The sequence below is a fragment of the Salipiger sp. 1_MG-2023 genome (assembly GCF_030547555.1).
Lineage (GTDB): Bacteria > Pseudomonadota > Alphaproteobacteria > Rhodobacterales > Rhodobacteraceae > Salipiger.
Genome location: NZ_JAUOQN010000018.1, coordinates 22,498 through 49,207, shown reverse-complemented (window position 1 = coordinate 49,207; position 26,710 = coordinate 22,498). Strand labels below are relative to the sequence as shown.

The 26,710-nt window shown below is 65.6% G+C and carries 25 protein-coding genes; 12 read left to right on the top strand and 13 right to left on the bottom strand.

All coding sequences use genetic code 11. From position 1 onward, the window contains the following. Positions 1-31: 31 nt before the first annotated feature. The 5 genes from trmD to Q4543_RS10745 all read left to right on the top strand — a co-directional run bounded on the left by trmD (position 32) and on the right by Q4543_RS10745 (position 4,345). Complete coding sequence (gene trmD, locus Q4543_RS10765) at positions 32-844, top strand: tRNA (guanosine(37)-N1)-methyltransferase TrmD (RefSeq protein ID WP_303438141.1); 813 nt, start codon at positions 32-34, stop codon at positions 842-844. Continuing rightward, complete coding sequence (locus Q4543_RS10760) at positions 841-1,287, top strand: GNAT family N-acetyltransferase (RefSeq protein WP_303438138.1); 447 nt, start codon at positions 841-843, stop codon at positions 1,285-1,287. Before trmD ends, Q4543_RS10760 begins: the two co-directional genes overlap by 4 nt. A gap of 258 nt (positions 1,288-1,545) precedes the next feature. After that, complete coding sequence (rplS, locus tag Q4543_RS10755) at positions 1,546-1,920, top strand: 50S ribosomal protein L19 (protein WP_216003098.1); 375 nt, start codon at positions 1,546-1,548, stop codon at positions 1,918-1,920. A gap of 11 nt (positions 1,921-1,931) precedes the next feature. Next, a complete protein-coding gene (rpmE, locus tag Q4543_RS10750) occupies positions 1,932-2,153 on the top strand; it encodes a 50S ribosomal protein L31 (protein WP_216003099.1) in 222 nt (73 codons plus the stop codon). A 452-nt stretch (positions 2,154-2,605) separates the two neighbouring features. After that, the gene (locus Q4543_RS10745) at positions 2,606-4,345 is read left to right on the top strand and encodes a SulP family inorganic anion transporter (protein ID WP_303438133.1); all 1,740 of its coding nucleotides are present in this window, start codon (positions 2,606-2,608) and stop codon (positions 4,343-4,345) included. A gap of 1 nt (position 4,346) precedes the next feature. Here the strand turns inward: Q4543_RS10745 and Q4543_RS10740 are convergent, their stop codons facing one another. The 3 genes from Q4543_RS10740 to Q4543_RS10730 form a co-directional block, all read right to left on the bottom strand. Continuing rightward, positions 4,347-5,066, bottom strand: a complete 720-nt coding sequence (locus Q4543_RS10740) for a metallophosphoesterase family protein (RefSeq protein WP_216003101.1) — start codon at positions 5,064-5,066, stop codon at positions 4,347-4,349. Positions 5,067-5,221: 155 nt separating this feature from the next. After that, positions 5,222-6,817, bottom strand: coding sequence for a phosphoglycerate dehydrogenase (gene serA, locus Q4543_RS10735; RefSeq protein ID WP_303438131.1), 1,596 nt, complete (start codon positions 6,815-6,817; stop codon positions 5,222-5,224). Positions 6,818-6,900: 83 nt separating this feature from the next. Beyond that, on the bottom strand, positions 6,901-8,055 hold the full coding sequence (locus tag Q4543_RS10730) for a phosphoserine transaminase (RefSeq protein ID WP_303438129.1): 1,155 nt from the start codon (positions 8,053-8,055) through the stop codon (positions 6,901-6,903). Positions 8,056-8,483: 428 nt separating this feature from the next. Between Q4543_RS10730 and Q4543_RS10725 the strand changes: the two genes are divergently transcribed. The 5 genes from Q4543_RS10725 (at position 8,484) to Q4543_RS10705 (ending at position 13,613) form a co-directional block, all read left to right on the top strand. After that, positions 8,484-9,926 carry a cobyric acid synthase gene (locus tag Q4543_RS10725; RefSeq protein ID WP_303438127.1) on the top strand — a complete coding sequence of 481 codons (1,443 nt, stop codon included), beginning with the start codon at positions 8,484-8,486 and terminating at the stop codon, positions 9,924-9,926. Between the two features lie 158 nt (positions 9,927-10,084). After that, entirely contained in the window at positions 10,085-10,990 is a 906-nt protein-coding gene (locus Q4543_RS10720) for a siderophore ABC transporter substrate-binding protein (RefSeq protein ID WP_303438125.1), read from the top strand. A 1-nt stretch (position 10,991) separates the two neighbouring features. Next, entirely contained in the window at positions 10,992-11,924 is a 933-nt protein-coding gene (locus Q4543_RS10715; protein WP_303438123.1) for an iron chelate uptake ABC transporter family permease subunit, read from the top strand. Then, complete coding sequence (locus Q4543_RS10710; protein WP_303438121.1) at positions 11,917-12,861, top strand: iron chelate uptake ABC transporter family permease subunit; 945 nt, start codon at positions 11,917-11,919, stop codon at positions 12,859-12,861. Before Q4543_RS10715 ends, Q4543_RS10710 begins: the two co-directional genes overlap by 8 nt. After that, entirely contained in the window at positions 12,858-13,613 is a 756-nt protein-coding gene (locus tag Q4543_RS10705) for an ABC transporter ATP-binding protein (RefSeq protein WP_303438118.1), read from the top strand. Before Q4543_RS10710 ends, Q4543_RS10705 begins: the two co-directional genes overlap by 4 nt. A 179-nt stretch (positions 13,614-13,792) precedes the next feature. Here the strand turns inward: Q4543_RS10705 and Q4543_RS10700 are convergent, their stop codons facing one another. The 6 genes from Q4543_RS10700 to Q4543_RS10675 are packed head-to-tail and all read right to left on the bottom strand — an operon-like array spanning position 13,793 to position 19,800. After that, a complete protein-coding gene (locus Q4543_RS10700) occupies positions 13,793-14,533 on the bottom strand; it encodes an SDR family oxidoreductase (RefSeq protein ID WP_303438115.1) in 741 nt (246 codons plus the stop codon). 10 nt (positions 14,534-14,543) lie between these two features. Further along, positions 14,544-15,989: an aldehyde dehydrogenase family protein gene (locus tag Q4543_RS10695; RefSeq protein ID WP_303438113.1), complete on the bottom strand. Its 1,446-nt coding sequence runs from the start codon at positions 15,987-15,989 to the stop codon at positions 14,544-14,546. Continuing rightward, positions 15,964-17,613 carry an ABC transporter ATP-binding protein gene (locus Q4543_RS10690; RefSeq protein WP_303438110.1) on the bottom strand — a complete coding sequence of 550 codons (1,650 nt, stop codon included), beginning with the start codon at positions 17,611-17,613 and terminating at the stop codon, positions 15,964-15,966. The genes Q4543_RS10695 and Q4543_RS10690 overlap by 26 nt, the downstream gene beginning before the upstream one ends. Further along, on the bottom strand, positions 17,613-18,425 hold the full coding sequence (locus Q4543_RS10685; protein WP_303438107.1) for an ABC transporter permease: 813 nt from the start codon (positions 18,423-18,425) through the stop codon (positions 17,613-17,615). The genes Q4543_RS10690 and Q4543_RS10685 overlap by 1 nt, the downstream gene beginning before the upstream one ends. Beyond that, complete coding sequence (locus Q4543_RS10680; protein ID WP_303438105.1) at positions 18,422-19,360, bottom strand: ABC transporter permease; 939 nt, start codon at positions 19,358-19,360, stop codon at positions 18,422-18,424. The genes Q4543_RS10685 and Q4543_RS10680 overlap by 4 nt, the downstream gene beginning before the upstream one ends. Continuing rightward, on the bottom strand, positions 19,360-19,800 hold the full coding sequence (locus tag Q4543_RS10675; protein ID WP_216003114.1) for an NUDIX domain-containing protein: 441 nt from the start codon (positions 19,798-19,800) through the stop codon (positions 19,360-19,362). Before Q4543_RS10675 ends, Q4543_RS10680 begins: the two co-directional genes overlap by 1 nt. 69 nt (positions 19,801-19,869) lie before the next feature. Between Q4543_RS10675 and Q4543_RS10670 the strand changes: the two genes are divergently transcribed. After that, complete coding sequence (locus Q4543_RS10670) at positions 19,870-21,012, top strand: alpha-D-ribose 1-methylphosphonate 5-triphosphate diphosphatase (protein WP_303438101.1); 1,143 nt, start codon at positions 19,870-19,872, stop codon at positions 21,010-21,012. A 1-nt stretch (position 21,013) separates the two neighbouring features. On the opposite strand, the gene Q4543_RS10665 is transcribed toward Q4543_RS10670, so the two are convergent. Further along, complete coding sequence (locus Q4543_RS10665) at positions 21,014-21,529, bottom strand: invasion associated locus B family protein (protein ID WP_216003223.1); 516 nt, start codon at positions 21,527-21,529, stop codon at positions 21,014-21,016. 205 nt (positions 21,530-21,734) lie between these two features. Here Q4543_RS10665 and Q4543_RS10660 point away from each other — a divergent pair, with 205 nt between their 5' ends. Beyond that, entirely contained in the window at positions 21,735-22,733 is a 999-nt protein-coding gene (locus Q4543_RS10660) for an asparaginase (RefSeq protein ID WP_303438099.1), read from the top strand. Between the two features lie 86 nt (positions 22,734-22,819). On the opposite strand, the gene serB is transcribed toward Q4543_RS10660, so the two are convergent. The 3 genes from serB to Q4543_RS10645 all read right to left on the bottom strand — a co-directional run bounded on the left by serB (position 22,820) and on the right by Q4543_RS10645 (position 26,678). Continuing rightward, entirely contained in the window at positions 22,820-23,683 is an 864-nt protein-coding gene (gene serB / locus Q4543_RS10655) for a phosphoserine phosphatase SerB (protein WP_303438096.1), read from the bottom strand. Between the two features lie 130 nt (positions 23,684-23,813). Next, a complete protein-coding gene (locus tag Q4543_RS10650) occupies positions 23,814-25,496 on the bottom strand; it encodes a peptidoglycan -binding protein (protein ID WP_303438095.1) in 1,683 nt (560 codons plus the stop codon). Between the two features lie 3 nt (positions 25,497-25,499). Beyond that, positions 25,500-26,678 (bottom strand): biopolymer transporter ExbB, encoded by a 1,179-nt coding sequence (locus tag Q4543_RS10645; protein WP_216003118.1) that lies wholly within the window; start codon positions 26,676-26,678, stop codon positions 25,500-25,502. Positions 26,679-26,710 lie beyond the last annotated feature (32 nt).

Sequence of the window (26,710 nt, the reverse complement as noted above, 5' to 3'; positions counted from 1 at the left end):
CCGCGCCGGGCAAGGCGCTAAGGCGTTGCGCATGAGCGACGATCAAACCCCTTCCGCGCCGACCCCGAAATCCCACGGTCGCAAGACCATTCGCGCGGCGACAAAGCCGCGCGAACTGGTCGAGTCCAGCCCGGCGCTGGCCCGCGCCTGGACGGCGCAGGTCATATCGCTGTTCCCCGAGGCGTTTCCGGGGGTGCTGGGCCTGTCGCTGACCGGCAAGGCCTTGCAAGATGGTATCTGGCAGATCGACCCCATCCCCCTGCGCGATTTCGGCATCGGCAAGCATCGCAACGTCGATGACACCCCCGCCGGTGGCGGCGCGGGCATGGTGCTGCGCCCCGATGTGATGGGCAACGCCATCGACGCCGCCCGCGCCCGCATCCACCCGGCCGCCCCGATCATCTACCTGTCGCCGCGCGGGCGGCGGTTCGATCAGGCGATGGCCCAAAGCCTTGCCCGCGGCCCCGGCGCAACGCTGATCTGTGGCCGCTTCGAGGGGCTCGATGAACGGGTCATCGAGCATTACAACGTCACCGAGGTCTCGCTGGGCGATTTCGTCCTGACCGGCGGAGAACTGGCGGCGCAGGCGCTGCTGGATGCCACCGTGCGGCTGCTGCCGGGGGTGCTTGGCAATGCCGAGTCGACCGACGAGGAAAGCTTTTCTCACGGGTTGCTCGAGCATCCGCAATATACCAAGCCCGCCGAGTGGAAGGGCCGCGCCATCCCGCCGGTGCTGATGTCGGGTCATCACGGCGAAATCGCCAAGTGGCGCCGCGCCATGTCGCAAGACATCACCCGCACCCGCCGCCCCGATCTCTGGGCCGCGCATGAGGGCAAGAAATGATCCGCCGCGCCACTCGCGATGATCTGCCCGCCATCGTCGCCCTTCTCGCAGACGACCCGCTTGGCGCGGCGCGCGAGGAAACCGGCGGAGCGCTGGCGCAGGCCTATACTCAGGCGTTCGAGGCCATCGAATCCGATCCGAATATCTGCCTTATGGTGATGGACCGGGGCGGCGCGGTGATCGGCACTCTTCAACTGTCGATGACGCCCAGCCTGTCGCGCAAGGGTGCGCTGCGGGCCACCATCGAGGCGGTGCGCATCCATGCCGATGCCCGCGGCGCCGGGCTTGGCACCACGCTGATCGACTGGGCCATCGCCGAAGCGCGGCGGCGCGGCTGCGCATTGGTGCAACTGACCTCGGATCTGAGCCGCACCGACGCGCATCGCTTTTACCGGCGGCTTGGCTTTCAGCAAAGCCATGCCGGGTTCAAGAAACCGCTCTAGTCCCATATTTTCCTTGATCGGCGCGCCCCCTGCGCCTATACGCAGCTCGTCTGCGCAGCCAACGAGTCGCGCGGGCTTCTTTGGTGTTGCCTGACCCGCTGCTTTGGCGGACCCGGAAGGCCCCGAAGACCCATATAAAGAGAACGACGCCGGTAACCTCCCGCGGGCGCATGTGATGCGGACCCGATCAAAGACGCGGAGCTCTGGGGCGCGAGACATCTTCACGGACCAACCGTGAGCAACCAGGAGAAGCGTCAGATGGACCTGATCGCACAGCTCGAGGCAGAACAGATTGCCTCGCTGGGGAAAGCCATCCCCGATTTCAAGGCCGGCGATACCATTCGCGTCGGATACAAGGTGACCGAAGGCACCCGGACCCGTGTGCAGGCCTATGAAGGCGTGTGCATCAGCCGCAAGAACGGCAAGGGCATCGCGGGCTCGTTCACCGTTCGCAAGATTTCCTTTGGTGAGGGCGTCGAGCGCGTGTTCCCGCTGTATTCGACCAACATCGACAGCATCGAGGTTGTGCGCCGTGGCCGCGTTCGTCGCGCCAAGCTGTACTACCTGCGCGAACGTCGCGGCAAGTCGGCCCGTATCGCCGAAGTCACCAACTACAAGCCGCTCGGCGCGTAAGGAGAGAAGCCATGAAATCCGGCATCCACCCCGATTACCACGTCATCAACGTCAAGATGACCGACGGCACCATCTACCAGACCCGCAGCACATGGGGCAAAGAAGGCGACCAGATGTCGCTGGATATCGACCCCACCGTTCACCCGGCATGGACCGGCGGAACGTCGCGCCTGCTCGACGCTGGCGGCCGCGTGTCGAAGTTCAAGAAAAAGTACGAAGGTCTGGGTTTCTGATCCACGCCTTTTTGCACTGCTTGACGCCGCTCCTTCGGGGGCGGCGTTTTTCGTTCAGGGGCACGCGTCAGGGTTGCCATGGCGCTTGCCGTCCGGCGGGGGGAACGGGACACGATCCCGCTGCTGAAAGATTGGCATGGCGGCGCGAAGCTGCCGTGGCGCCCCAACTGGCTGATCAACGGTGCCAAGCCGCCCCGCGGCGCCCGGCTGCTCAGGGAACAAATCTTGCCATCGGGCTGTTGGAAGGCGATGCTGAGCCGCGCGGGTTGCTAGCCCGGCCTGACATGATGCTGGCGGGCGAACCGCTTTGGCGCCTTGGGCGGCGCACGTTTCGATTGCAGGGCGGCATTTCCGCCCGGCGCGGTGTTTGCGCTTCACAAATTCTATATTTGGAATATATATGCGACATCGGCGGCCCTGATCGCCGCCACGGCCCAATCCAGGACGAACCGATGACCCTACCCCCGATCTCGAGCTACCTGCCGATCCTTGGCTGGGCGCGCAGCTATACCCGCGACACCGCCATGTCGGATCTGGTCGCGGCGATCATCGTGACCATCATGCTGATCCCGCAATCGCTGGCCTATGCGCTTCTGGCCGGACTGCCCGCCGAGATGGGGCTTTATGCCTCGATCCTGCCGCTGGTGGCCTATGCGGTGTTCGGCACCTCGCGCACGCTGGCGGTGGGGCCGGTCGCGGTGGTATCGCTGATGACTGCCGCCGCCATTGGGCAGCTTGGCTTGTCCGATCCGGCCGACATTGCCCTCGCGGCGATCACGCTGGCCTTCATTTCGGGCGTGTTCCTGACCCTGCTCGGGATACTGAAGCTGGGCTTCGTCGCGAATTTCCTCAGCCATCCGGTGATTGCCGGGTTCATCACCGCCTCGGGCATCCTGATCGCGGGGTCTCAGCTGAAGCACATCCTTGGCATCGATGCTCACGGCGAAACCTTGGTGAAGCTGGTGCCGTCGCTGATTGAACATCTCGGGCAGACCAACCTTATAACGCTGGTGATCGGCGTGCTGGCGACGGCGTTCCTGTTCTGGGTCCGCAAGGGGTTGAAGCCGCTTCTGGTCTCGCTGGGGGTGCCGAAAAAGCTGGCCGAGGTCGGGGCCAAGGCCGGACCGGTTGCCGCCGTGGTACTGACAACGCTGGCGGCCTGGACCTTTGATCTTGGCGCCCATGGCGTCAAGCTGGTGGGCGAGGTGCCGACCGGCCTGCCGCCGCTGTCTGCGCCGTCGTTCGACGTGGAGATGTGGCGCACGCTATTGCTGCCCGCTGTGCTGATCTCGATCATCGGTTTTGTGGAATCGGTGTCGGTGGCGCAGACGCTCGCCGCCAAGCGCCGCCAGCGCATCAGCCCCGATCAGGAGCTGATTGGGCTGGGCACATCGAACATCGCCTCGGCGATGTCCGGCGGCTTTCCGGTGACCGGCGGCTTTTCACGATCGGTGGTGAACTTCGATGCCGGGGCCGAAACCCCCGCCGCCGGAGCCTATACCGCCATCGGCATCGGCGTCGCCACCCTAGCGCTGACGCCGCTGCTGTTCTTCCTGCCGACAGCAACACTGGCGGCGACGATCATCGTTGCCGTGCTCAGCCTTGTCGATTTTTCGATCCTGAAAAAGACATGGGTCTACAGCAAGGTCGATTTCACCGCCGTCGCCGCGACCATCGTTCTGACGCTGACGCTTGGGGTGGAAACCGGCGTTTCGGCCGGGGTGCTGCTGTCGATCTTCCTGCATCTTTACAAGACGTCGAAACCGCATGTGGCCGAGGTTGGCCTTGTGCCGGGCACCCATCACTTTCGCAACGTCAAGCGCCACAAGGTCGACACGCTGCCCGACGTGCTGACGCTGCGGGTGGATGAGAGCCTGTATTTCGTCAACGCCCGCTTTCTCGAGGAATACGTGCTGGGCAAGGTCGCCGTCTGCAATGATCTGCGCCACGTGGTGCTGATGTTCCCGGCGGTCAACGATGTCGACATGAGCGCGCTGGAAACCCTCGAAGAGCTGAACACCCGCCTTGGCGAAAACGGCATCGACCTGCATCTGACCGAGGTCAAGGGCCCGGTGATGGACAAGCTCAAACGCTCGCATTTCCTCGATGCGCTGACCGGGCAGGTGTTCCTGTCGCAATATGATGCATGGGTTGCGCTGAAGGGCGGCGGGGATCTCGCCGCCGCCCAGTGAGTTACAGCGCGCGCCGCCCCTCTGCGCCAAGGGCAAAGCCCTTGCGGCCCTCGATCAGGCAGGGCACCAGCGGGCGGCCATAGCCCGCGCCGGCATCAAGGTTGATGCGGTTCACATAGGCTTCGGGCGCTTGCAGGGCGGTATGCCCGTGCACCACGACGCGGCCCCAATCGGTGGTATCGCTGAGGAACGGTTCGCGGATCCACAGCAGATCGCTCTCTTCCTGATCGTGCAGCGCCACGCCGGGACGCAGCCCGGCATGAACAAAGATCTGGTCCTGCGTCTCGTGCAGACGCGGCAGCGCGGCGATCCAGTCAAGATGCGCCTGCGGAATCGCCTTGTGCGCGTCGGCGTGGATATCCTCGGGCCAGCGGCGCACGTCGGTATCGACGCCATAGCTCTCCAGCGTCTTGTCGCCGCCGATCGGCGGATCGGTGTAATACAGCGGACGCGTGGTGCGCCGGTCCTGAAAGGCGAGAAAGTCGAGATAGCGCAGCAGATAGCGGTCGTGGTTGCCCATGATGCAGACCCACGGCCTGCCCTCTGCCTGCCCCTGCATCAACAGCTCGATCACGCCCTTGCTGTCCGGGCCGCGGTCGACGAAATCACCGGTAAACACGATGGGGGCATCCTTGCCGCCCTCGCGCTCGATGGTGTCCAGCGCCATGTGAAGCTGATCAAGATAGCCGTGAACGTCGCCTACGGCAAAAATCGGTTGCATCGGATTGGTCCTTGTCTGACCCGATAATACTTGGTCATGCCGCAGCGCAGAACAAGGGCGGCGCACCGGATTGATAGCGCTATATGGCGCTGCGGACACGACACGAAAAAGGGCGCCCCCAAAAGGAGCGCCCCCAAAGTCAGACCCTGACGGGATCAGGCCACGTCGAAATGCAGCGGCTTGACCTGCCGGAACAGCCCGGTGTTCTTGAGCGCGGCGACCGCCGAGTCCTTCATCGGCTCATCAAGATACGCGATCGCGATGGCCTCGCCGCCCTGCACCGACCGGCCAAGGGTAAAGTTCGCAAGGTTGACCTTGTGCTCGCCCAGCATGGTGCCCAGCGTGCCGATGATGCCGGGGATGTCCTCGTTGGTGGTGTAGAGCATGTGCTCGCCAACCTCGGCGTCGATGTTGATGCCCTTGATCTGGATGAAGCGCGGCTTGCCGTCGCTGAACACGGTGCCCGCGATCGAGCGTTCCTTGGTCGGGGTGGCGATGGTCACCTTGATATAGCCCTCGAACACGCCCGATTGCGCCTGATTGGTGGTGGCGATCTGGATGCCGCGATCCTTGGCCAGCGCCGGGGCCGACACCATGTTCACCTCGGGGTTGATCGACTTCATGATGCCCGCGATCAGCGCGCAGTTCAGCGCCTGCAAGTTCATCGTCGACGCTTCGCCGTCATACAGGATATTGATCGCCTTGATCGGCTCGTCATCGGTCATCTGGCCGATGAAGTTGCCAAGATGACCTGCGGTGGTGATCCACGGCCCCATGACCTTGGCTTCCTCGGCGGTCACCGACGGCATGTTGAGCGCGTTGGTCACGGCCCCGGTCAGCAGGTAATCCGACATCTGCTCGGCGACCTGAAGCGCGACGTTTTCCTGCGCTTCGGTGGTCGACGCGCCAAGGTGCGGGGTGCACACAACGTTTTTCAGGCCGAACAGCACGTTGTCGGTGGCAGGCTCTTCGGCGAACACGTCGAAGGCGGCACCGGCGACATGGCCGGATTTCAGCAGCTCGGCCAGCGCCTTTTCATCGACCAGACCACCACGGGCACAGTTGATGATGCGCACGCCCTTCTTGGTCTTGGCGAGGTTTTCGGCGGACAGGATGTTGCGGGTGCCATCGGTCAGCGGCACGTGCAGCGTGATGAAATCGGCGCGCTTGAGCAGCACGTCCAGCTCGACCTTCTCGATCTGCATCTCGGCGGCCTTCTCTTCCGACAGGAAGGGATCATAGGCCACGACCTTCATCTTGAGGCCGCGCGCACGGTCACAGACGATGCCGCCGATGTTGCCCGCACCGATGACGCCAAGCGTCTTGGCGGTCAGCTCGACGCCCATGAACTTCGACTTTTCCCACTTGCCGGCCTGAGTCGAGGCATCGGCTTCGGGGATCTGCCGCGCCACCGAGAACATCATCGCGATGGCATGTTCGGCGGTGGTGATCATGTTGCCGAAGGGCGTGTTCATCACGATCACGCCTTTTTTGGACGCGGCTTCCTTGTCGACGTTGTCGGTGCCGATGCCAGCGCGGCCAACAACCTTGAGGTTGGTGGCATGTTCCAGCAGCGACGGCGTCACCTTGGTGGCCGAACGGATGGCAAGGCCGTCATACTGGCCGATGATCTCGGCCAGCTTGTCCTTGTCCTTGCCGACGTCGGGCAGGTAATCGACCTCGATGCCACGATCGCGGAAAATCTGGACGGCGGTTTCTGAAAGCTTGTCGGAAACGAGAACCTTGGGCATGGGGATGGTCCTTTGGATATGGGGGGAGCGGTCGGTGGGCCGTCGATGGCCCACCGTTGCGGAATTTCAGGATGATCCGGGGATCAGGCGGTCGCGGTCTGCTCTTCGAGCACCGACTCGAACGCCCATTTCAGCCAGAGGGTCAGCGCCTCGACATCCGACGCCTCGATTGTCGCGCCGCACCAGATGCGCAGGCCAGCGGGGGCGTCGCGATACGCGCCCACATCCAGCGCCACGTTGTACTCTTCGAGCTTCTTGGCGACGGCCTTGGCAAAGGCGGCACCGTCCTTGATGCGATCATCGGTGAACTTGAGGCAGACGGACGTGTTCGACCGCGTCGCCGGATCGGTGGCAAGGTTGGCGATCCAGTCATGACGGTCGCAGAAATCCCACAACACCTTGGCGTTGGCATCGGCGCGCTCTTGCAGCTTGGCCAGACCGCCGATCTCGCGGGCCCAGTCCAGCGCCACGAGATAATCCTCGACCGCCAGCATCGAGGGCGTGTTGATGGTCTCGCCCTTGAAGATACCGTCGATCAGCTTGCCGCCCTTGGTCAGGCGGAAGATTTTCGGCATCGGCCATGCGGGGGTGTAGGATTCCAGCCGCTCGACAGCGCGAGGGGACAGGATCAGCATGCCGTGCGCCGCTTCGCCGCCCATCACCTTCTGCCAAGAGAAGGTGGTCACATCCAGCTTGTCCCAAGGCAGATCCTGCGCAAAGGCGGCGCTGGTGGCGTCGCAGATGGTCAGGCCAGCGCGGGTGGCGGGGATCGCATCGCCGTTGGGAACGCGCACGCCCGAGGTGGTGCCGTTCCATGTGAACACCACGTCGGTGTCGAAATCCACGGTCGCAAGATCGACGATCTCGCCATATTCGGCGGTCTTCACCTCGGCATCGATCTTGAGCTGCTTGACCACATCGGTCACCCAGCCAGCGCCAAAGCTTTCCCATGCAACCATGGTGGCCTTGCGCTCGCCCAGCAGCGACCACATCGCCATTTCAACGGCGCCGGTATCAGAGGCGGGAACGATGCCGATCTTGTAATCGGCGGGAATGCCCAGAATCTCGCGGGTGCCTTCGATGGCAGCGGCGAGCTTTTCCTTGCCGATCTTGGCACGATGCGAGCGCCCGAGCGCAGCATCGGCAAGCATGTCGACAGTGAAATGGGGGATCTTCGCGCAGGGACCAGACGAAAAACGCGGATTCGCCGGGCGTGCGGTGGGGTGCTTGTCAGCCATGTAGCCTAACCTTACAGATAGATGCCCTTCGTTGGGGAAGGGTGTCCCGCCGCTGCTCCTATGCGGCCCGCTTGGCAAAAGCAAGAGTTTTGTCCAGCGCTGCATTTTTGGTCGCCTGCCGGTTGGGCAAGGCGTTTCAAAGCCCAATCCAACTTGTGATCACACATGTCAAGGCTCTGTATATGTTCACTATATCGCGGATTTCTGACCGCTGACACGGATGCAGAGTTTTGCCCGTTTCTTGTGAAACCACAGCACCGCAGGATCACAAAGGTCTTGGATCTGTGGTTTCCGATAGGTTACAAAACCCAGCTTTGACGGGAAACCCCCACCCCGACACCGCCACGACTCGCTCCGGATTGCGGTGCGCGGCGCGCTCCGCTACCCCGTCAGCAGAACCGGCTCATCAGCCGAACAGGAAGACGCGAATGCCAGCGATCATGATTCAGGGTACCGGCTCCAACGTCGGCAAATCGCTGCTGGTGGCAGGGCTGTGCCGGGCAGCGCGGGCGCGCGGGATCGACGTGGCGCCGTTCAAGCCGCAGAACATGTCGAACAACGCCGCCGTGACCGTCGATGGCGGCGAGATCGGTCGCGCACAGGCGCTTCAGGCGCTGGCCTGCGGGCTGCCGCTGCACAGCGACATGAACGCGGTGCTGCTCAAGCCGCAAACCGACACCGGCGCGCAGATCATCGTGCAGGGCAAGCGCATCGCCACCGCCGAGGCGCGCGACTACGCCGCGCAGCGCCCGCGTCTTATGACGGCGGTGCTCGACAGTTTCCGGCGGCTCTCGCAACGGCATGATCTGGTGATCGTCGAAGGCGCGGGCAGCCCCGCCGAGATCAACCTGCGCCCCCGCGACATCGCCAACATGGGATTTGCAAGGGCGGCGAATGTGCCTGTGGTGCTGGCCGCAGACATCGACCGCGGCGGGGTGATCGCCCAGATCGTCGGCACGCAGGCGGTGCTCGACCATGATGATGCCGCGATGATTCGCGGCTTTGTCGTCAACCGCTTTCGCGGCGATCCGGCCCTGTTCGAAGATGGCTACGCGATGATCTCCGATCACACCGGCTGGCCCGGATTAGGCGTGCTGCCGTGGTTCGCCGATGCGTGGAAGCTGCCCGCAGAAGACGCCTTTGATATCGCCACGCCCAAGCGGGCAAAGGGGTTGCACATCGTCTGCTTCGCGCTGTCGCGCATCGCCAATTTCGATGATCTCGACCCGCTGGCGCAGGAACCGGGCGTGCGGTTGACCATGCTCGGGCCGTGCCGGGCGCTTCCCGGCGATACCGATGTGGTGATCCTTCCGGGGACGAAATCGACGCGTGGCGATCTTGCGTTCCTGCGCGCGCAAGGCTGGGATATCGACCTTGCGGCGCATCTGCGGCGCGGCGGCCATGTGCTTGGGATCTGCGGTGGCTACCAGATGCTGGGGGATACCGTGTCTGACCCACAAGGGATCGAAGGGCTTGCGGGCACCACCCAAGGCCTTGGCCTGCTGCGGCTGGATACGGTGATGACCGGTGACAAGCGCCTGACGGAAACCACCGCCACCCATGCCGCCAGCGGGCAGCCGTTTCGCGGCTATGAAATCCACATCGGGCGCAGCGACGGTGCAGACCGCGCCCGCCCCTTTGCCCATATCGACGATCAGCCCGAGGGCGCGGTCAGCGCCGATGGCCGGGTGCAGGGCAGCTATCTGCACGGCATGTTCCGCGACGATGGCTTTCGCGCCGCGTGGCTGGCGCAATTCGGCGTGGCCAGTCGCGGTGGATACGATGCGGGCGTGCTGCGCGTGCTCGACGATCTGGCGGCACATATGGAACGACATCTGGATGTCGCGGGGATCTTGTCGCTCGCCAGATGAGTCCCTCTATCGCGAATTCCGTCTTTGCATAAAGTTGATCGGAAAAGTCAGGGAAGGGATTGCCACCGGCCTATACCCGACCTTATCACTAGGAAACATTCGCGAAGCCGGCCGACGGGCCATGCCACGCCCTTTGTTCCCCGACCCGGAGTTTGCCCATGCGACCGATCCTTCTGGCAGGGCTTTTGGCCTGTGCCACTGCCCTGCCCGCCTTTGCCGCGGACGTCACCATCGAAACTGCCACCGGCCCCGCCACGCTGCCGCAAGCGCCGCAGACCATCGCCGTCTTCGATGCGCCTTCGGTCGACACCATCGCGGCGCTTGGCCAGCCGATCGCCGGGCTTCCCGCGCCGCTGTATCTAAAGAACATCGAGGAAATCTCCAAGGACGCGACCACCGTCGGCACGCTCTTCGAGCCGGATTTCGAGGCACTGGCCGTGATGGCCCCCGATCTGATCATCGCCGGGGGCCGCTCTGCCACGCAGGTCGAGCCGCTGTCGCGCGTCGCCCCCACCATCGACATGACGATTCAGGGCAACGGCATGGTCGATCAGACCCGCGCGCGCATCAAGGCCTTCGGCACCCTGCTGAACCGCGAAGAACAGGCGCAAGCGCTCGAAGCGCAACTTGACGACAAGCTGGCCGCCGCGCGCGACGCGGTTGCGGGCAAGGGCAACGCGCTGGTCATCCTGACCAATGGCGGCAAGATCTCGGCCTTTGGCGCCGGCAGCCGGTTTGGCTGGATCCACGATGCGGTCGGCCTGCCGCAAGCCCATCCGGGGTTGGAGGCCGACACCCACGGTCAGGCGATCAGCTTTGAATTCCTTGCCGAAACCGATCCCGACTGGCTGCTGGTGATCGACCGCGGCGCGGCGATTCAGGCGGGTAGCGAGGCAGCGCAGGCGACGCTCGACAACCCCATCGTGGCGCGCACCAAGGCGGCGCAGAATGGGCACATCGTGTATCTTGATGCCGCGCCCATCTATATCTCGGGGGGCGGCGCCCATTCGATGATGCACACGCTGGACCAGCTGACCGAAGCGTTTTCGGACGTGCAGGGCTGACATGCGCGGCTGGCTCACCACCTTTGCCGCGCTTGCGGCGCTGATCGCGGTCAGCCTGCTGCTTGGGGCGGCGAGCCTTGAGAGCGACGGCTGGCTGCTGCTGGTGAGCCGCATTCCCCGCACCATGGCGGCGTTGCTGGCCGGGGCGGGGCTGGCGCTGGCCGGGGTGGTGGTGCAGCAGGTGGTGCAGAACCGCCTTGTGGAACCGTCGCTCACCGGCGCGCCGGAGGCATCGATGCTGGGCCTGCTGGCGGTGACGCTGATCGCGCCCGGCATGGCGGTTGCCGGCAAGATGCTGATCGCCGCCGCCTGCGCGCTGGTCGGCATGATCGGCTTTCTGGCACTGGCGAAACGCCTGCCGCGCGACGACGCGATGTTGCTGCCCATTGTCGGGATCGTCTACGGAGGCATCCTTGGCGCCATCGGCATCTGGTTCGCCTGGGCAGAGGACCTCGTGCAATATCTTGGCGCGTGGCGGCTGGGTGAATTTTCTGGTGTCATGATGGGGCGGTACGAATGGCTCTGGGCGATCGCGGCGCTGGCCGGGCTGCTGTATCTGGTGGCGGACCGGATCACCATTCTTGGGCTGGGCGAGACGCAGGCGCGCAGCCTTGGGCTGAATTACCGGCAAACGCGGGCCCTCGGGCTGGTGGTGGTGTCGGTGATCACGGCCTTGGTGCTGGTGACGGTCGGAGCCTTCCCCTTCGTCGGGCTGGTCGCGCCCAATCTGGTGGCGCGCTGGCGCGGCGACAATCTGCGCGCCAACCTGCCGATGGTGGCCATCGGTGGCGGCGCATTGCTGCTGGGCGCCGACGTGATCGGGCGTGCAGTGCGCTATCCGTTTGAAATTCCTGCCGCGACGGTGATCGCAGTGCTTGGCGCGGGGGTCTTCTTGTGGCTGCTGCACGCCGCCCCGAGGGCGCGGCATGGCTGAGCGCCGGGTGCTTTGGCTTGGCCTTGGGCTGCTGCTGCTCGCGGGCGCGTTCCTGTGCTGGCAGATCCGTGCGCCCTATGGCTTCATCCTTGAACTGCGCGCCGCAAAGCTGGGCGCGCTGGTCTGCGTCGGGGCCGCCACCGGCGCTGCCACCGTGCTGTTCCAGACGGTTGCGGGCAACCGTCTGCTGACACCGGGGCTCGTCGGCTTTGACGCGCTGTTCGTGCTGCTGCAAACGCTGCTGGTCGCGGCGCTTGGCGGCGTCGGCTTTGCGCAGATCCCCTCGGGGCTGCGCTTCGTGATGGAGGTCAGCGCGATGGGCCTCGGCTCGGTGCTGCTGTTCGGGCTGCTGCTGCGGCGCGATGCGAAAGACATCACCCGGATGATCCTCACCGGCATCATCCTTGGTGTGCTGCTGCGCGGCGCGTCCGAGATGGTGCAGCGCCTCATGGACCCATCGGATTTCGCCGTGGTGCAACAGGCGATGTTCGCCAGCTTCGGCGCGGTCGACCCGGGGCAGCTTGGGGTGTCTGCGGTGGTTCTGCTGGGCGCGCTGGCCGTGTCTCTCCGGCTCGCCCCGGCGCTGGACGTCTGCGCATTGGGGCGCGGAACGGCGCGCGGGCTGGGGCTGGATCACGACCGCATGGTGCGTATCGCGCTGCTGCTGATGGCGGCGATGGTGTCTGTCTCGACGGCGCTGGTCGGCCCGGTAACCTTCCTTGGCCTGCTGACGGCAAGCCTCGCACGACATCTGACCGGCACCCACCGCCACGCGGTGCTGATCCCGGCAGCGGCGCTGCTGGGGGCGCTGATCCTTGTCGCGGGGCAATTCGTGTTCGAACGGCTGCTCGGCAGCGCCTCGGCGCTGGCGGTTATCGTGGAATTCTTCGGAGGGCTGGCCTTCCTCTTCCTCGTGCTCAAACGGAGACCCAGATGATCGACGTCCAGAACCTGAGCTATGTCGTCGACGGAACCGAGATCCTGCACAATGTCTCGACCCAGCTGGACCGCGGCGGCATCACCGCGCTGATCGGCCCCAACGGTGCGGGGAAGTCAACGCTTCTGCACTGCATTTCCGGGCTTGAATCACCGTCCTGCGGCAGCGTGCGGATCGACGGGCTGGACCCGTTTACCGCACCGCCGCGAAGCCGGGCGCGCGCCGTGGCGCTGCTGCAGCAAAGCCCGGCGCTGGTCAGTCGCCTGACGGTGCACGAACTGGTCAGCTTTGGCCGCTGGCCACATCATCAGGGTCGCCCCACGCAGGCCGATCACGACGCGGTGGAGCGCGCATTGGTCGCCTTTGCCCTGAGTGATCTGGCAGAGCGCAGCATCGCAACCCTGTCGGGCGGGCAGCGCCAGCGCGCCTTCATCGCGATGACATGGGCACAGGAAACGCCGTGGATGCTGCTGGACGAGCCGCTCAACGCACTGGACCCGCGCCATGCCCGCGACCTGATGGCGCGGCTGCATGCGCTGTCGCGGGACGGGGCACGCAGCATCGTGATCGTGCTGCACGACATCAACGCGGCGGCGGGCTGGGCCGATCATATCGTCGCCATGAAGGACGGGCGCATCGTGGCGCAGGACGACAGCGCCGCCCTGCTGACCGAAGACACCCTGCGCGAGGTCTTCGACACGCCGTTCGAACTGCTCGAACACCGCGGGCGCAAGGTGGTGGTCGCGCGCTGAACGCGCACAGCCCGTAACGCGACCCCATCAGGCTCTAGCCACGACCCAACCCAGCCGGAATCACAGCCCGTCGCTCCCGACACCGCGCCCTCTCTTCTTCTGGCTCAAAATATCCCGGGGGAGTCTCCGCAAGGAGACGGGGGCAGCGCCCCCAATCCCCCTCGCCACCGGGCAAGGCCTCAGATACAGCGCCCGCCGTCTACCTGCATGCACACGCCTGTCACCATCGACGCCTCGTCCGAGCACAGAAAAAGCGCCGCGTTCGCCATATCTTCAGGGGTCGAAAACCGCCCCAACGGGATGGTCGACAGAAACTTCGCGCGGATCTCCGGGGTGTCCTCACCCATAAAGCTTGACAGCAACGGCGTGTCCCCCGCCACCGGGTTGATCGCGTTCACCCGCACGCCGAAGGGTGCAAGCTCCACCGCCATCGCCCGCGTCGCGGTGTTCATCCAGCCCTTGGAACTGTTGTACCAGTTGAGCTTGGGCCGGGGCGACACCCCCGCCGTAGACGCCACGTTCAGGATCGCCCCTGCCCCGGCGGCCTTCATCCCCGGCACCAGCGCCCGCGCCGTCAGGTAGACCGACTTGCAGTTCACCGCAAAGACCCGGTCGAAATCCGCCTCGCTCACATCTTCCATATAGGCTGGCAGATGCGTCACCCCGGCGTTGTTCACCAAAATGTCGACCTTGCCAAAACCGGCCTGCGCGGCCACCACCATCGCCTCGACGCTGGCGCCATCGGCCACATCGACGCGCTGCGCCACGCCGCCACAGGCTGCCGCGACCCGTTCGGCGCCCTCGAGGTTGATGTCGGCCACCAGAACCTGCGCCCCCTCGGCAGCGAAGCGCATGGCGATGCCCTCGCCAAAGCCTGATCCTGCGCCGGTCACGATGGCGCTCTTGCCTTGCAATCTCATGTCGTCCCCCTCATCCGTGCCGCGCCGCGACGGTCTTGAGCACCGAGAACCCGTAGAGCGCCTCGAAACCCTTTTCGCGCCCGTGGCCCGATTTTCCAGTGCCGCCAAAGGGCAGTTCAACGCCGCCCCCGGCCCCGTAATTGTTGATGAACACCTGCCCCGCCCGCAGCCGTTTGGCCAAGCGCATCTGGCGCGCGCCGCTGTCGGACCAGACGCTGGCGACCAGCCCGTAATCGGTGCTGTTGGCGAGGCGCAGCGCCTCGTCTTCGGTATCGAACGGGATGATCACCTGCACCGGGCCAAAGATTTCCTCGCGCGCCAGCACATGATCGGGCGGCACCGGGCCAAACAATGCCGGGCGCACGTAATGCCCGCCCTCGGGCACCCCTTCGGCCAGTTGCGCCCGCGCCAGCAGCGGCAAATCCGCGCCTTGGGCGATAAACCCTTCGACCCGCGCTTTCTGTCTTGCGTTGATCAGCGGCCCAATGTCGGGATCATCCATCGCCGGGCCGACGACCTTGGCGGCATAAGCCTCGGCCATGCGCTGCGAGACCTCCTCCAGCACTTCGCGCTGCACCAGAATACGCGAGGCAGCCGAGCAGGTCTGCCCGGCGTTCTGAAGCCCGGCATTGACCAGAAACGGCAGCGCAGCATCCAGATCGGCATCGGCAAACACCAGCTGCGGCGACTTGCCCCCCAGTTCCAGCGTCACCGGCACCACGTTGGCCCCCGCCGCCTGCTGCACCGCCGCCCCGGCCCCGACCGAGCCGGTAAAGCTGACGTGGTTCACCCCCGGATGCCCGGCAAGCGCCGCCCCGGCCTCGGCCCCAAGGCCCGGCACCACGTTCAGCGCGCCATCGGGCAGCCCCGCCGCCTGCGCGATACGGGCAAAGGCCAGCGCCGTCAAACATGCATCTTCGGCGGGCTTCAGAACGCAGGCGTTGCCCATCGCCAAGGCCGCCCCGACCGAACGTCCGATGATCTGCATCGGGTAATTCCACGGCACGATATGACCCGTGACGCCATGCGGCTCGCGCAGCGTATAGACGGTGTAGCCGTCCAGATAGGGGATGGTCTCACCATGGATCTTGTCTGCTGCACCGCCGTAGAATTCGCAGTAGCGCGCCAGCGCCAGCGCATCGGCCCGCGCCTGCCCCAGCGGCTTGCCAACGTCCATCGCCTCGATCTGCGCCAGCTCGTCGACATGTTCCAGCACCGCGACGCCGATCCGGGTCAGGATGCGGCCCCGCTCCAGCGCGCTCATCGTGCCCCATGCGCCATCCAGCGCGGCTTGTGCGGCCTGCACGGCGGCGTCGATGTCGGCGGGCGTGCCCTTGGCAATGCGGCCGATCTCGGCTCCGGTCGACGGGTTGGTCAGCGGCAAGGTCTGCGCGCTGTCGCGCCACATCCCGCCAATAAGCATCTGCGCGCTATCGCGCGTGAGGCCATCCAGCATCGGTAACTCCTCCTCCCGAGAGGGGCGGCAGCTTGGGCGCCGCATCCAAGAGTAATTTGGTATACCAATGTTGCGGGTTGTCAAACACCGATGCGGTCGGCCCCTGTTCGACGATCTTGCCAGCGCGCATCACCAGCACCCGGTCGGTGATGCCGCGCACCACGCCAAGATCATGGCTGATGAACAGCGACGCCAACCCGTGCCGGTTCGTCAGCTCTGCGATCAGATCAAGGATGCGGGCGCGCACCCGTACATCCAGCGCCGAGACCGCCTCGTCGAAGATCACCAGTTCGGGGCGGATGATCAGCGCGCGGGCAATGGCGATGCGCTGGCGCTGACCGCCGGAAAAGGCGTGGATGTGCCTTTGGGCATCTTCGGGGGCAAGGCCAACCTCGGCAAGCGCCTCGGCGATGGCGGTTTCGGGCGCCACCCCCGTGAGGTGAAACGGCTCGGACACCAGTTTTCCAACGCGGTGGCGCGGGTTGAAGCTGCCGTAGGGATCCTGAAACACCGCCTGCATCTGGCGGCGGGTGCCTTTGCTGCCCACCGGTTGACCGCCAAGGGTGATGCTGCCCCCCTGCACCGGCTCAAGGCCTAGAATGGCGCGGGTCAGCGTCGATTTCCCGCAGCCGGATTCGCCCACCAGCCCGACACGCTCGCCGCTGGCAACGGTCAGGCTGACGCCATCGACGGCACGCGCCGGCGCACCGCGTTTCAGCCCGGCGCGCCGGCCCGAATAGCTGCGCACCACGTCCTTGGCCACCAGCAGCGGGGCGCCGGGGCCCTTGGGCATCACGTGCGGCTGGTGCGCTGACGCCTCGAGCAGCGCGCGGGTGTAGGGGTGTTTGCGCTGTGCCAGAACCTGCGCGGTGGGCCCGGTTTCGACGATCCGGCCAGTCTTCATCACTGCGATGCGGTCGGCGTGCTGCGCCACGACCGCAAGGTCGTGGGTGATGAGCAGCATCGCCATACCATCGCTTCGCACCAGCCCGTGCAGCAGATCGAGAATCTGCGCCTGCGTGGTGACATCCAGCGCGGTGGTCGGCTCGTCTGCGATCAGCAGCTTTGGCTTGAGCGCAATGGCCATGGCGATGACGACGCGCTGGCGCTGGCCGCCGGAGAGTTCGTGCGGGTAGCGCGAGGGTGGAATTTTTGCCGGATCGAGGCCGGTCCGGGCGAGGGTTTCGGCGGCCTGCCTGTTCGCTTCGCCCCGTGAGGTTTTCTGGTGAATGCGGATGGTTTCGGCGACCTGATCGCCGATGCGGTGAAACGGGTTGAGCGCCGTCATCGGTTCCTGAAACACCATGCCGATGTCGCGGCCGCGGCGGGCGCTCATCTGCGCTTCGGTTTCGGACAGAAGATCTGTGCCGTGCAGCGCGATGCACCCCTGCGGACGGGCGCCCTTGGGCAGCAAGCCCATGGTTGCAAAGGCGGTCATCGACTTGCCGGAACCGGATTCACCGGTGAGGGCAAGGATTTCCCCGGCGGCCAGAGACAGCGAGACATCGTGCAGGATCGGCGTGTCATGGATGCGCAGCGACAGGTGATCGAGGGCAAGCAAGGGGGGGCGCTGCCCCCCCGCCTGCGGCTCCCCCCCGGGATATTTGAGGCCAGAAGAAGACATCAGGCGGCGCGTCCTTGCAGGCGTGGATCGAGGCGATCGCGCAGCCCGTCTCCGAGCAGGTTGAGGCCGAGGACGGTCAGGACGATGGCCGTGCCGGGGATGATGGCGACATGCGGCGCGAGGGCGACCATGGTTTGTGCATCGGCGAGCATCCGGCCCCAGGACGGGATTGGCGGCTGCGCGCCAAGGCCGACGTAGCTGAGCCCGGCTTCGGCGAGGATGCCGAGCGAGAACTGAATGGTGCCCTGCACGATCAGCAGGTTCATTGTGTTGGGCAGGATATGTTCGACGCTGATGCGCAGGGCGGATTTACCGGCGGTGCGGGCGGCGAGGATGAATTCGCGATGCCAGAGCGGCAGGGCCGCGCCTCGGGTCAGGCGGGCGAAGACCGGGATGTTGAAGATGCCGATGGCGAGGATGGCGTTGATCGCGCCGGGACCAAGCAGCGCCGTGACGAGGATGGCGATGACGAGGCTGGGGAAGGCGAAGACCAGATCGTTGAAGCGCATGATGGTCTCGTCGAGCCAACCGCCCTGCCGTGCGGCGGCGGCAAGGCCAAGCGGCACGCCAAGGCCCATGCCGATGCCCACCGCCACCAGCGCCACGGCCAGAGAGGTCCGCGCGCCGGTCATGATCATGCTCAGCATGTCACGGCCAAGGTGGTCAGTGCCGAGGAGATGCTGCACCGATGGTGGCTGGAGCCGGGCGGGAATGTCGACGCTGGTGACGTCTCCCGGGGTCCAGGCAAAAGACAGCAGGGCGGCGGCGAGGACCAGCACGGTGAGGACGGCGCCAAGAACGAGGGATTTCATCGGCGCAGCCTTGGGTCGGCGGCGACATAGGCGAGATCGGTCAGGAAATTCACCGCGATCACCGCGAAGACCAGCAGCATGGTGACGGATTCCACCACGATCAGGTCGCGCTGGGTAATGGCCTGAAAGATCAGCCGCCCAAGGCCGGGCAGGAAGAACACTTGTTCGATGATGATTGCCCCTGCCAGCAGGAACGAGAATTGCAGCCCGAGGATGGTCAGCACCGGGATCAGCGCCGCCCTCAGCCCGTGGCGCCAGAGCGTCTGGCGGCGCGACAGGCCCTTGGCGCGGGCGGTGCGCATGAAATCTTCGGACAGGATGTCGATCAGCGACGAGCGCAGCACGCGCGCAAGGATCGCCGCCTGCGGCAGCGCCAGCGCCACCGCCGGAAGGGTCAGCGATTTCAGCGCCATGACCGGGTCGCTCCAACCCGGAAAGCCGCCGGCGCTGAACCAACGCAGCTTCAGCGCGAAAAGCAGCACCAGCAGCATGGCGAACCAGAAGTTGGGAATCGCAACGCCCAGCTGCGTCGCCCCGACAACGCCCAGATCCGCGGCCTTGCCGCGATGCGTCGCCGCGACGATCCCGGCGGGCAGCGCGATGACCACCGCCAGCCCCAGCGCCAGCAGCGCCAGCGGCAGCGACACCTGCACCCGCTCGGCGACCATCTGCGCCACCGGCGCGCGATAGGTGTAGGAAACCCCGAAATCACCGGTCATCATGCCGCCGATCCATGCGAGGTAGCGTTGCACGGGCGGCAGATCGAGCCTCAGTTCGCTGCGCAGCGCCGCGACCGTATCGGGTTGCGCGTTCATCCCCAGCATGAAGCTGGCGGGATCGCCCGGCGCCACCTCGACCACGAGGAAGATCACCGCCGAGGCGACGACAAGGCTGAGCGCAAGACTGACCAGCCGCCGTGCAAGATAGCCCATCATTACCGGACAATCCGTTCCAGCGGATCGTATCGCACACCGTCGCCCCATGCGGCCTGCAACAGGCTGTCGGGCTTGAACCGGATGCCCGACAACTCGCTCCGCGAAAACAGGCGGCGCCGGGTGACCACGCCTTCGGGGTCTTGCCAGTCATCGGACAGCGTGCCGCCCGCGAGGGCGCAGCGAAAGAACAGCTCGACCTGATGGAAGCCATGTTCCGGCGCGTGGAATTCATTGACCAGCGCCAAGGCGCCCACCGTCACCGACAGGCCGCATTCCTCATGCACTTCGCGCGCCAGATTGTCGTGCAGCGAGCTGCCCTTTTCCACGCCGCCGCCGGGCGCGCACCAAAGATCGCTGAGGCCACCGCCATAAGCGTTGACCAGCAGCAGTCGATCATCAATCAGGATCAGCGCGCGCGCGGCAAGGCGGGGAGATGTCATGCCCCAAGTTTTGCACCTTTATCGGGGCGGCGGAAGGGCTTATTGCGACCCCCGACAGGAGGCCACGAGATGATCGCACTGAGCTTTGAAGGCGCGCGGGTGATGCGCCCCGCCGGATGGGATGACGCTTGTCTGAGCATCGCCGACGGGCGGATCGGCGGCGATGGTGCGCGCGTCGATCTGAGCGGTTACGACATTCTGCCCGGCATCGTCGACATCCACGGCGATGGCTTCGAGCGCCACATGGCCCCCCGGCGCGGTGCCTTGCGCGAAAGCACGGCGGGCGTGCTTGCCTGCGCGCATGAGCTGGCGGCGAACGGCATCACCACGGCGATGCTGGCGCAGTTCTGGTCTTGGGAAGGCGGGATGCGCGGGCCGGAGTTCGCGGCCGAGGTCTTTGCCGCGGTACACGCCGTCGCGCCGACGGTGCCGGTGGATCTGCGGCTGCAACTGCGGCTGGAGACGCATTTCCTCGACAGTTTCGCCGATGCCGAAGCGGCTGTGGCGCGCTGGGGCATCGGGCAGGTGGTGTTCAACGATCATCTGCAGCACGACCGGTTGGCATCGGGGCGAAAGCCGCAGCGGCTGACCGGGCAAGCGCTGAAATCGGGCCGCTCGCCAGAAGCCCATCTGGCGCTGATGACCGCCCTGCACGAGCGCCGCGCCGAGGTTCCCGCCGCGCTGGATGCGCTCTGCGCAAGGCTGCGCGCGCGCGGGGTGATCCTTGGCAGCCACGATGACCGCAGCGCCGAAGATCGCGCAATATGGCGTGCCCGCGGTGCGCGGCTGTCGGAATTTCCCGAAACGCTGGACGCGGCGCGGGCAGCGCGGGAGGCTGGCGATGGCATCGTGCTAGGCGCGCCCAACGTGGTGCGCGGCGCATCGCACGCGGGCAACATCGCGGCGGCAGAGCTGATCGGGAACGGGCTATGCGACGCGCTGGCATCGGATTACCACTACCCCGCCCCGGCCCGCGCCGCGTGGCGCTGCGTCGAACTGGGCCTGCGGGACGAAGCCGGCGCGTGGCGGCTGGTGTCAGAGGGTCCGGCCCGCCTGCTGGGTCTGCACGACCGGGGGCGAATCGAACCCGGGCTGCGCGCCGATCTCGTGATCCGGCACCGGGGCACGGGCCGCATCGCCGCCACCATCGCGGGCGGCGAGATCGCCTTTCTGTCCGGTGAGATCGCGGCACGCTTCCTCGCGCGCCGCTAGCTTACTTGCAGCGCTTCTCGGCGTCTTCGATCGCGGCGGTGAACCCCATCAGCGAAAAGGTATCCTTGGTCTGCGTGCCGCGCGCCGAATGCGCCGTCAGCACCGCATCAGAGCCGGATCGCATCGCGGCGATCAGCTTGGCATCATCCGCCGGAGACGCGGGCCACGCCCATTCTCCGTCAACGTAAAGCTCGAACTGGTTGCCGCTGACATTGGCATTGACGGTCGACCCGGGGGCAAAGGGATAGCCGCCGGTAAACGCCACCTGCCCGGCCACATTCGCGCCGGGGCGATAGAACACCATCAGCAGGATATCGCCCCGCCTGACCGACACAACGCGCCCGTCCTTGCTGTTGACGCTTTCCTTATAGGTGGTCACCGCCCAGCATTCGCGCGGGTTGTCCCCCTCGAATACCGACCAGTCGGTGATCGCGTTGACGCGGTTCTGACTTTCTTCCTGCGCCGTAGCCACCCCTGCGAAAGCAAGCGCAACGGCCCCGGTCAATGCCCCGATCATGGAAGAGCGAAATGCCTTCATGTCCTGCAGCCTCCAGCTGTCTTATTTCCTCGACGCCTGCCTCCTCGCATGGCTCCCGGGTCTTGACCAGCGGGGCACACGAAGCGCATAGGCCGTTACTACTCGACCGCGGCAGGATAGACTGAAAAACCTGCGCCCATAAAGCCCCTGTTGGCAAGATATCGCCTGATTGTGAGGACCCCAGATGCAACAGCCCCCCGTGCCCATGGTCGACATCATCCGCGGCCCCTTCGCGGAAAGCGCCCATCTTGGTCATGCTGTTCTGTGCGACGAGACCGGAGAGATCGCGCAAGCCTGGGGAGATCCGGACACGGTGATCCTGCCGCGCAGCTCGGCAAAGATGCTTCAGGCGCTGCCGCTGGTCGCTTCGGGCGCGGCAGAAGCCTTCGGGCTGAGCACAGAGCGGCTGGCCCTGTCCTGCGCCTCGCACGAAGGCGCGCCGGTGCATGTGGCAGCGGTCAACGCCTGGCTGAGCGATCTGGAACTGAGCGACAATGACCTGATCTGTGGCCCGCAACCCTCCCGTGACAGCGCGCTGAAACTGCAAATGATCCGCGATGGCCAAAGCCCCTGCCGGGTGCATAACAACTGTTCGGGCAAACACGCGGGCTTTCTGACGCTGACCAGACACCTCAAGGCCGGGCCGGATTACGTCGATCCCGCCCACCCGGTGCAGACTTCGGTGAAGGAGCTGTTCGAGACCGTCACCGGTGCCCCGACCCCGGGCTTCGGCATCGACGGCTGCTCGGCGCCGAACTTCGCAACCACGATGCACGGCATGGCGCGGGCAATGGCGTTCTACGCCTCGGCGCATACCCGCTCTGATACGCTCTCAAAGGCCGCCGCCGCGCTCACGCAGGCGATGATCGCCCATCCGCTGCTTGTCGCAGGCGAGGGCCGCGCCTGCACCCATCTGATGCGTGCCGCCAAAGAGCCGGTCGCGATCAAGACCGGCGCCGAAGGCTTTTTCATCGCCATCCTGCCGCAGCGCCGTCAGGGCCTTGCGCTCAAGATCACCGACGGTGCGACCCGCGCCGCAGATTGCGCCGTCGCGGCGATTCTCGCCTCCCTTGGCGTGCTCGACCCGGACCACCCCGACGTGAAACGCTCGCTCAACCCCGACGTGCTCAACTTTGCAGGCCTTCAGACCGGCGAAATCCGCCGCGCCCCAAGCTTCCCGTAAGGCGCCCCTCTTCATCTTGCCCTTAAACTCCGGGGGTGTGGGGGCTGGCCCCCACCTCCGCCCCGTGTAATCAGCGCAGCCTCCGTTCAGGCGAATTCCGCTTTCGAATAGCCCTGAAGATACAACAGCGCTGTCAGGTCGCCGTGGTTCACCCGCAAGCCGCATTGCGCCTGCACCGATGGTTTGGCGTGCAGGGCGACGCCCATGCCTGCCCGCGTCAGTATGCCAAGATCGTTGGCCCCGTCACCCACCGCGATCACATCCGCCTCAAAGATCCCAAGCTGTGCGGTGATCTCTTCGAGCGCCTGCACCTTGGCTTCGCGGCCAAGGATCGGGCGCGCGACCTCTCCGGTCAGCCGTCCGCCGCTGGCGATGAGCGTGTTTGCGCGGGTCTCGTCAAAGCCGACAAGGTCGGCAATCTTCTTGGTAAAGGCGGTGAACCCGCCCGACACCAGTGCCGCATAGGCACCGCTTGCCTTCATCGTCGACAGCAGCAGAGGCGCGCCGGGCATCAGCGTGATGCGCGTTGCTAGAACCCTGTCGATCACGCTTTCCGGCAAGTCTCTGAGCAGGCCGACACGCTCGATCAACGCGCCTTCGAAATCGAGCTCGCCGTTCATGGCACGGGCGGTGATATCCTTGACCCGCGCCCCGACCCCGGCCTCATCAGCCAACTCGTCGATGCATTCCTGCTGGATCATTGTCGAATCCATATCGGCGAGCAGCATCTTCTTGCGCCGCCCCGTGGCGGGCAACAGATTGAGGTCCGCCTGATCGGCAATCGACGCGCGTAGGGCGTCAAGGTCGGCGGGCGCAATCTCGACCGGGAACTCTGCGGCTTCGCCGTTCGACAGCCAAGTGATGTCGCCACCCCCGAGCGCGTTGCGAAGCGCCGAAACCAGCGCGGCATCAAGCGCCTCCGGACGGGCGATGAGAGAGACGATGTGCATGGCGGCCTCCTGCATGAATTGCCGCGCTTCTGGCACGGGAGCGCATGGTTTTCCAGCCTTGCTATGCAGGAGACAGTGGGGGCCAGCCCCCACACCCCCGGAGTTTAAGGGCAAGATGAAGAGGGGCGCCTTAGCGTTCGGTCAGCTTCAGCTCGATGCGGCGGTTCTGGGCGCGGGCGTCGACGGTGTCTGCCGGATCGACGGGCTGGTATTGCCCAAAACCATTGGCGGCCAGCCGATCTGGCGGGAAGCCGAGGTAATCCACGAGGTAGCGTACCACCGACAGCGCCCGCGCCTGACTGAGTTCCCAGTTGTCGGCATAGCGGCCCGTGCCGCTGAGCGGGAGGTTGTCGGTATGGCCATCAACCCGCAGGATCCAGTCGATGCCGGCGGGAATGTCATTCATCACCCCGCGCAGAATGCTGGCGATCTTGGCGATTTCCTGCGTGCCCGCCGATGACAGCTCTGCCGCGCCCGGGTCGAACAGCACCTCTGAGGAGAAGACGAAGCGATCACCCTCGATCCGGATGCCTTCCTGATTGCCAAGCACCCCGCGCAGTTTTCCGAAAAATTCCGAGCGGTAGGCTTCGAGATCCTTGGCCTGCTCCTCGAGCCGCTTGCGTTCGGCTTCTTCGAGCTGGCGGCGGCGGCGTTCTTCGCTGGCAACACGGGCGAGCGCTGCGTTCAAGTCCTGACCAAGATTCTGAAGCTGCACCTGGCTGGCGTCATCGCGCGATCTGGCATCGTCGAGCAGCGCCTGAAGCTGGCCAAGCTGGTTGCGCAGCGCCGCAGCCTGCTGGTTGAGCAGTTCGGTCTGACGTTCGGCTTCGCTGGCGCGAGCTTCGGTCTGCGACAGCTGATCGCGCGCCACTGACAGCAGCGCCGCCCGCTTTTCCGCTTCGGACAGCCGCTCGCGCAGGGTTTCGCTGGTTTGCGCCTGAGACTGCGCGGTTTGCAGCTGGTCTTCCAGCGTGTCGCGGGCAGAGCGGGCGGCGGCGAGCAGGGTCAGGGTGTCTTCGGCACGTTTGCGCTGTTCTTCGAGGGCGAGGGTCATCGCCGTCAGTTCGGTGTCGGCATTTTCCAGCCGGTTGCGCAGCGCGGCGGCGGCTTCGGCATCGGCGAGGCGCTGCGCCTCTTCTTCGCTGAGGGCCTGTTGCAGCGCGTCCACCTGCCCGCTCAGCGTGCCGATCTGTGCCTCCTTGCCAGCGTTTTGCGCGCGCAGATCTTCGGCCAGCGCCTCGAGCGCCTCGCGGCGGGCGGCAGCGAGACGCGCGGCTTCGGCGGCGGCGTCGGTTTCGCTGCGGGCCGCGGCCAGCGCGGTCTCGAGCGCGTCGCGTTCAGAGCCGAGCCGGTCACGATCTGCGGCGAGCGAGGCAATTTCGCCCTGCGCCTGCGTTTGTTGCGCCAGAAGCGCGGCGACGCGCTCTTCGAAGCCGCTGATGCGGTTCTGAGCTTCGTCGAGCTGCGCAGCCTGCTGATCGCGGGTCGCGGTCAGCTGCGCGATCAGGCCAAGCTGTTCGCTCATCCGGGTTTGTGCATCGGACAGCGTGGTTTCCAGCTCGCCGATGCGGCCGGTCATTTCCCGATTGCGGCGCTGTTGCAATCCCAGCGCCTGACTGAGATCGGCAAGATCGGACGACAGCGTATCAAGCTGGCTTTCCTGCCCGCTGATGGTGTCAGACAGCATCGACTGGATCACCATGAAGATGGTCAGCACGAACATCAGCACCAGCAGCAGGCCGGTCATCGCATCGACGAAGCCGGGCCAGATATTGGCCTGAAACCGTGCGCCGGTGCGTCGTGACAGCGCCATGGCTCAGCTCTCGTGGCGGGGCGGTTGCGGGCGCTGCCCCTGCACCAGCTTGCCCACGGTGCGGTTGAGCGTGGCCAGATCGGTGCGCAGCTCGGCCATGGTTTCCTGCCGCCCGGCCGAGATTTCCTCGAGCAGGCGCAGCATCTGCACGTCGATGGAGCGCAGGCGCATCCGGCTTTCGGCATCAAATCCATCGGCGGTTTCGCGATCCGAGATCGCTTCGGCCAGCCGTTCCTGTCCTTCGGCGATGCGCGCGAGCGAATTGGCCGAGGGCGCGGTGGCTTCCAGTCGTTCAGTCATCCGTTCCAGCGAATCCGCCAGTTGGCCAAGGCGCGCGTCGACCTCTTGCTGGCCGTCCTGACTGCGCGAGAACATCAGCGTCAGCCGTTCCATCTGGTCGGTCATCTGGTCGAGCACATGCGCCACGACATCGTCGGAGCCGCCTTCGCCATCGCCGCTGAACGACAGCCGGGTGATCGAGCTGAGCCATTCCTCGAGTTCGCGGTAAAAGCGGTTCTGGCCGTGGCCGGCGAACAGTTCCAGAAGGCCAAGGATCAGCGATCCGGCAAGGCCCAGCAGCGACGAGGCAAAGGCCACGCCCATGCCGCCAAGCTGGCTTTCAAGGCCGGTCATCAGGCGGGCAAAGGTATCGGTGCTGGATTCACCTTCGGTCGGGGCGAGGCTGCGGATGGTATCGACCAGCGCGGGCACGGTGGTTGCAAGGCCATAGAACGTGCCCAGCAGGCCGAGGAAGATCAGCAGCGAGACCAGATAGCGGGTGATCTCGCGCGCCTCGTCGATGCGGGTGGCGACCGAATCGAGGATCGAGCGGGTCGACGAGGTGGTGATCTGAAGCCGCGTGTCGCGTCGCCTAAGCAGCGCCGCGAGCGGGGCCAGCAGGCGCGGCGGGGTGGCCCCGGCATCGCGGCCAAAGGCAAAGTTCTCGATCCAGCGCACCGACTGGATCAGCTGCACCACCTGCCAGAAACAGGCCAGCACGCCGAGCCCGAAGACAAAGACGATGAAGCCGTTGAGATAGGGGTTCGACTCGAACACCGGCAGCACGCTGGGCAGCAGCACAAAGCCCCCAGCAGCACACAGGCCAAGAACCGCGAGCATGAGCGCGGTCTGACGGAAGGGTCGGCTGAAATGCGGCTCGGCCTCAAGGTCGGGCTTGTTCATATGGCGTCCGGATGGCTCTTCTGATTGCGGCG

Coding starts and splice junctions, on each gene's coding strand:
- trmD (WP_303438141.1), top strand. CDS start 32: ATGAGCGACGATCAAACCCCTTCCGCGCCGACCCCGAAATCCCACGGT.
- Q4543_RS10760 (WP_303438138.1), top strand. CDS start 841: ATGATCCGCCGCGCCACTCGCGATGATCTGCCCGCCATCGTCGCCCTT.
- rplS (WP_216003098.1), top strand. CDS start 1,546: ATGGACCTGATCGCACAGCTCGAGGCAGAACAGATTGCCTCGCTGGGG.
- rpmE (WP_216003099.1), top strand. CDS start 1,932: ATGAAATCCGGCATCCACCCCGATTACCACGTCATCAACGTCAAGATG.
- Q4543_RS10745 (WP_303438133.1), top strand. CDS start 2,606: ATGACCCTACCCCCGATCTCGAGCTACCTGCCGATCCTTGGCTGGGCG.
- Q4543_RS10740 (WP_216003101.1), bottom strand. CDS start 5,066: ATGCAACCGATTTTTGCCGTAGGCGACGTTCACGGCTATCTTGATCAG.
- serA (WP_303438131.1), bottom strand. CDS start 6,817: ATGCCCAAGGTTCTCGTTTCCGACAAGCTTTCAGAAACCGCCGTCCAG.
- Q4543_RS10730 (WP_303438129.1), bottom strand. CDS start 8,055: ATGGCTGACAAGCACCCCACCGCACGCCCGGCGAATCCGCGTTTTTCG.
- Q4543_RS10725 (WP_303438127.1), top strand. CDS start 8,484: ATGCCAGCGATCATGATTCAGGGTACCGGCTCCAACGTCGGCAAATCG.
- Q4543_RS10720 (WP_303438125.1), top strand. CDS start 10,085: ATGCGACCGATCCTTCTGGCAGGGCTTTTGGCCTGTGCCACTGCCCTG.
- Q4543_RS10715 (WP_303438123.1), top strand. CDS start 10,992: ATGCGCGGCTGGCTCACCACCTTTGCCGCGCTTGCGGCGCTGATCGCG.
- Q4543_RS10710 (WP_303438121.1), top strand. CDS start 11,917: ATGGCTGAGCGCCGGGTGCTTTGGCTTGGCCTTGGGCTGCTGCTGCTC.
- Q4543_RS10705 (WP_303438118.1), top strand. CDS start 12,858: ATGATCGACGTCCAGAACCTGAGCTATGTCGTCGACGGAACCGAGATC.
- Q4543_RS10700 (WP_303438115.1), bottom strand. CDS start 14,533: ATGAGATTGCAAGGCAAGAGCGCCATCGTGACCGGCGCAGGATCAGGC.
- Q4543_RS10695 (WP_303438113.1), bottom strand. CDS start 15,989: ATGCTGGATGGCCTCACGCGCGATAGCGCGCAGATGCTTATTGGCGGG.
- Q4543_RS10690 (WP_303438110.1), bottom strand. CDS start 17,613: ATGTCTTCTTCTGGCCTCAAATATCCCGGGGGGGAGCCGCAGGCGGGG.
- Q4543_RS10685 (WP_303438107.1), bottom strand. CDS start 18,425: ATGAAATCCCTCGTTCTTGGCGCCGTCCTCACCGTGCTGGTCCTCGCC.
- Q4543_RS10680 (WP_303438105.1), bottom strand. CDS start 19,360: ATGATGGGCTATCTTGCACGGCGGCTGGTCAGTCTTGCGCTCAGCCTT.
- Q4543_RS10675 (WP_216003114.1), bottom strand. CDS start 19,800: ATGACATCTCCCCGCCTTGCCGCGCGCGCGCTGATCCTGATTGATGAT.
- Q4543_RS10670 (WP_303438101.1), top strand. CDS start 19,870: ATGATCGCACTGAGCTTTGAAGGCGCGCGGGTGATGCGCCCCGCCGGA.
- Q4543_RS10665 (WP_216003223.1), bottom strand. CDS start 21,529: ATGATCGGGGCATTGACCGGGGCCGTTGCGCTTGCTTTCGCAGGGGTG.
- Q4543_RS10660 (WP_303438099.1), top strand. CDS start 21,735: ATGCAACAGCCCCCCGTGCCCATGGTCGACATCATCCGCGGCCCCTTC.
- serB (WP_303438096.1), bottom strand. CDS start 23,683: ATGCACATCGTCTCTCTCATCGCCCGTCCGGAGGCGCTTGATGCCGCG.
- Q4543_RS10650 (WP_303438095.1), bottom strand. CDS start 25,496: ATGGCGCTGTCACGACGCACCGGCGCACGGTTTCAGGCCAATATCTGG.
- Q4543_RS10645 (WP_216003118.1), bottom strand. CDS start 26,678: ATGAACAAGCCCGACCTTGAGGCCGAGCCGCATTTCAGCCGACCCTTC.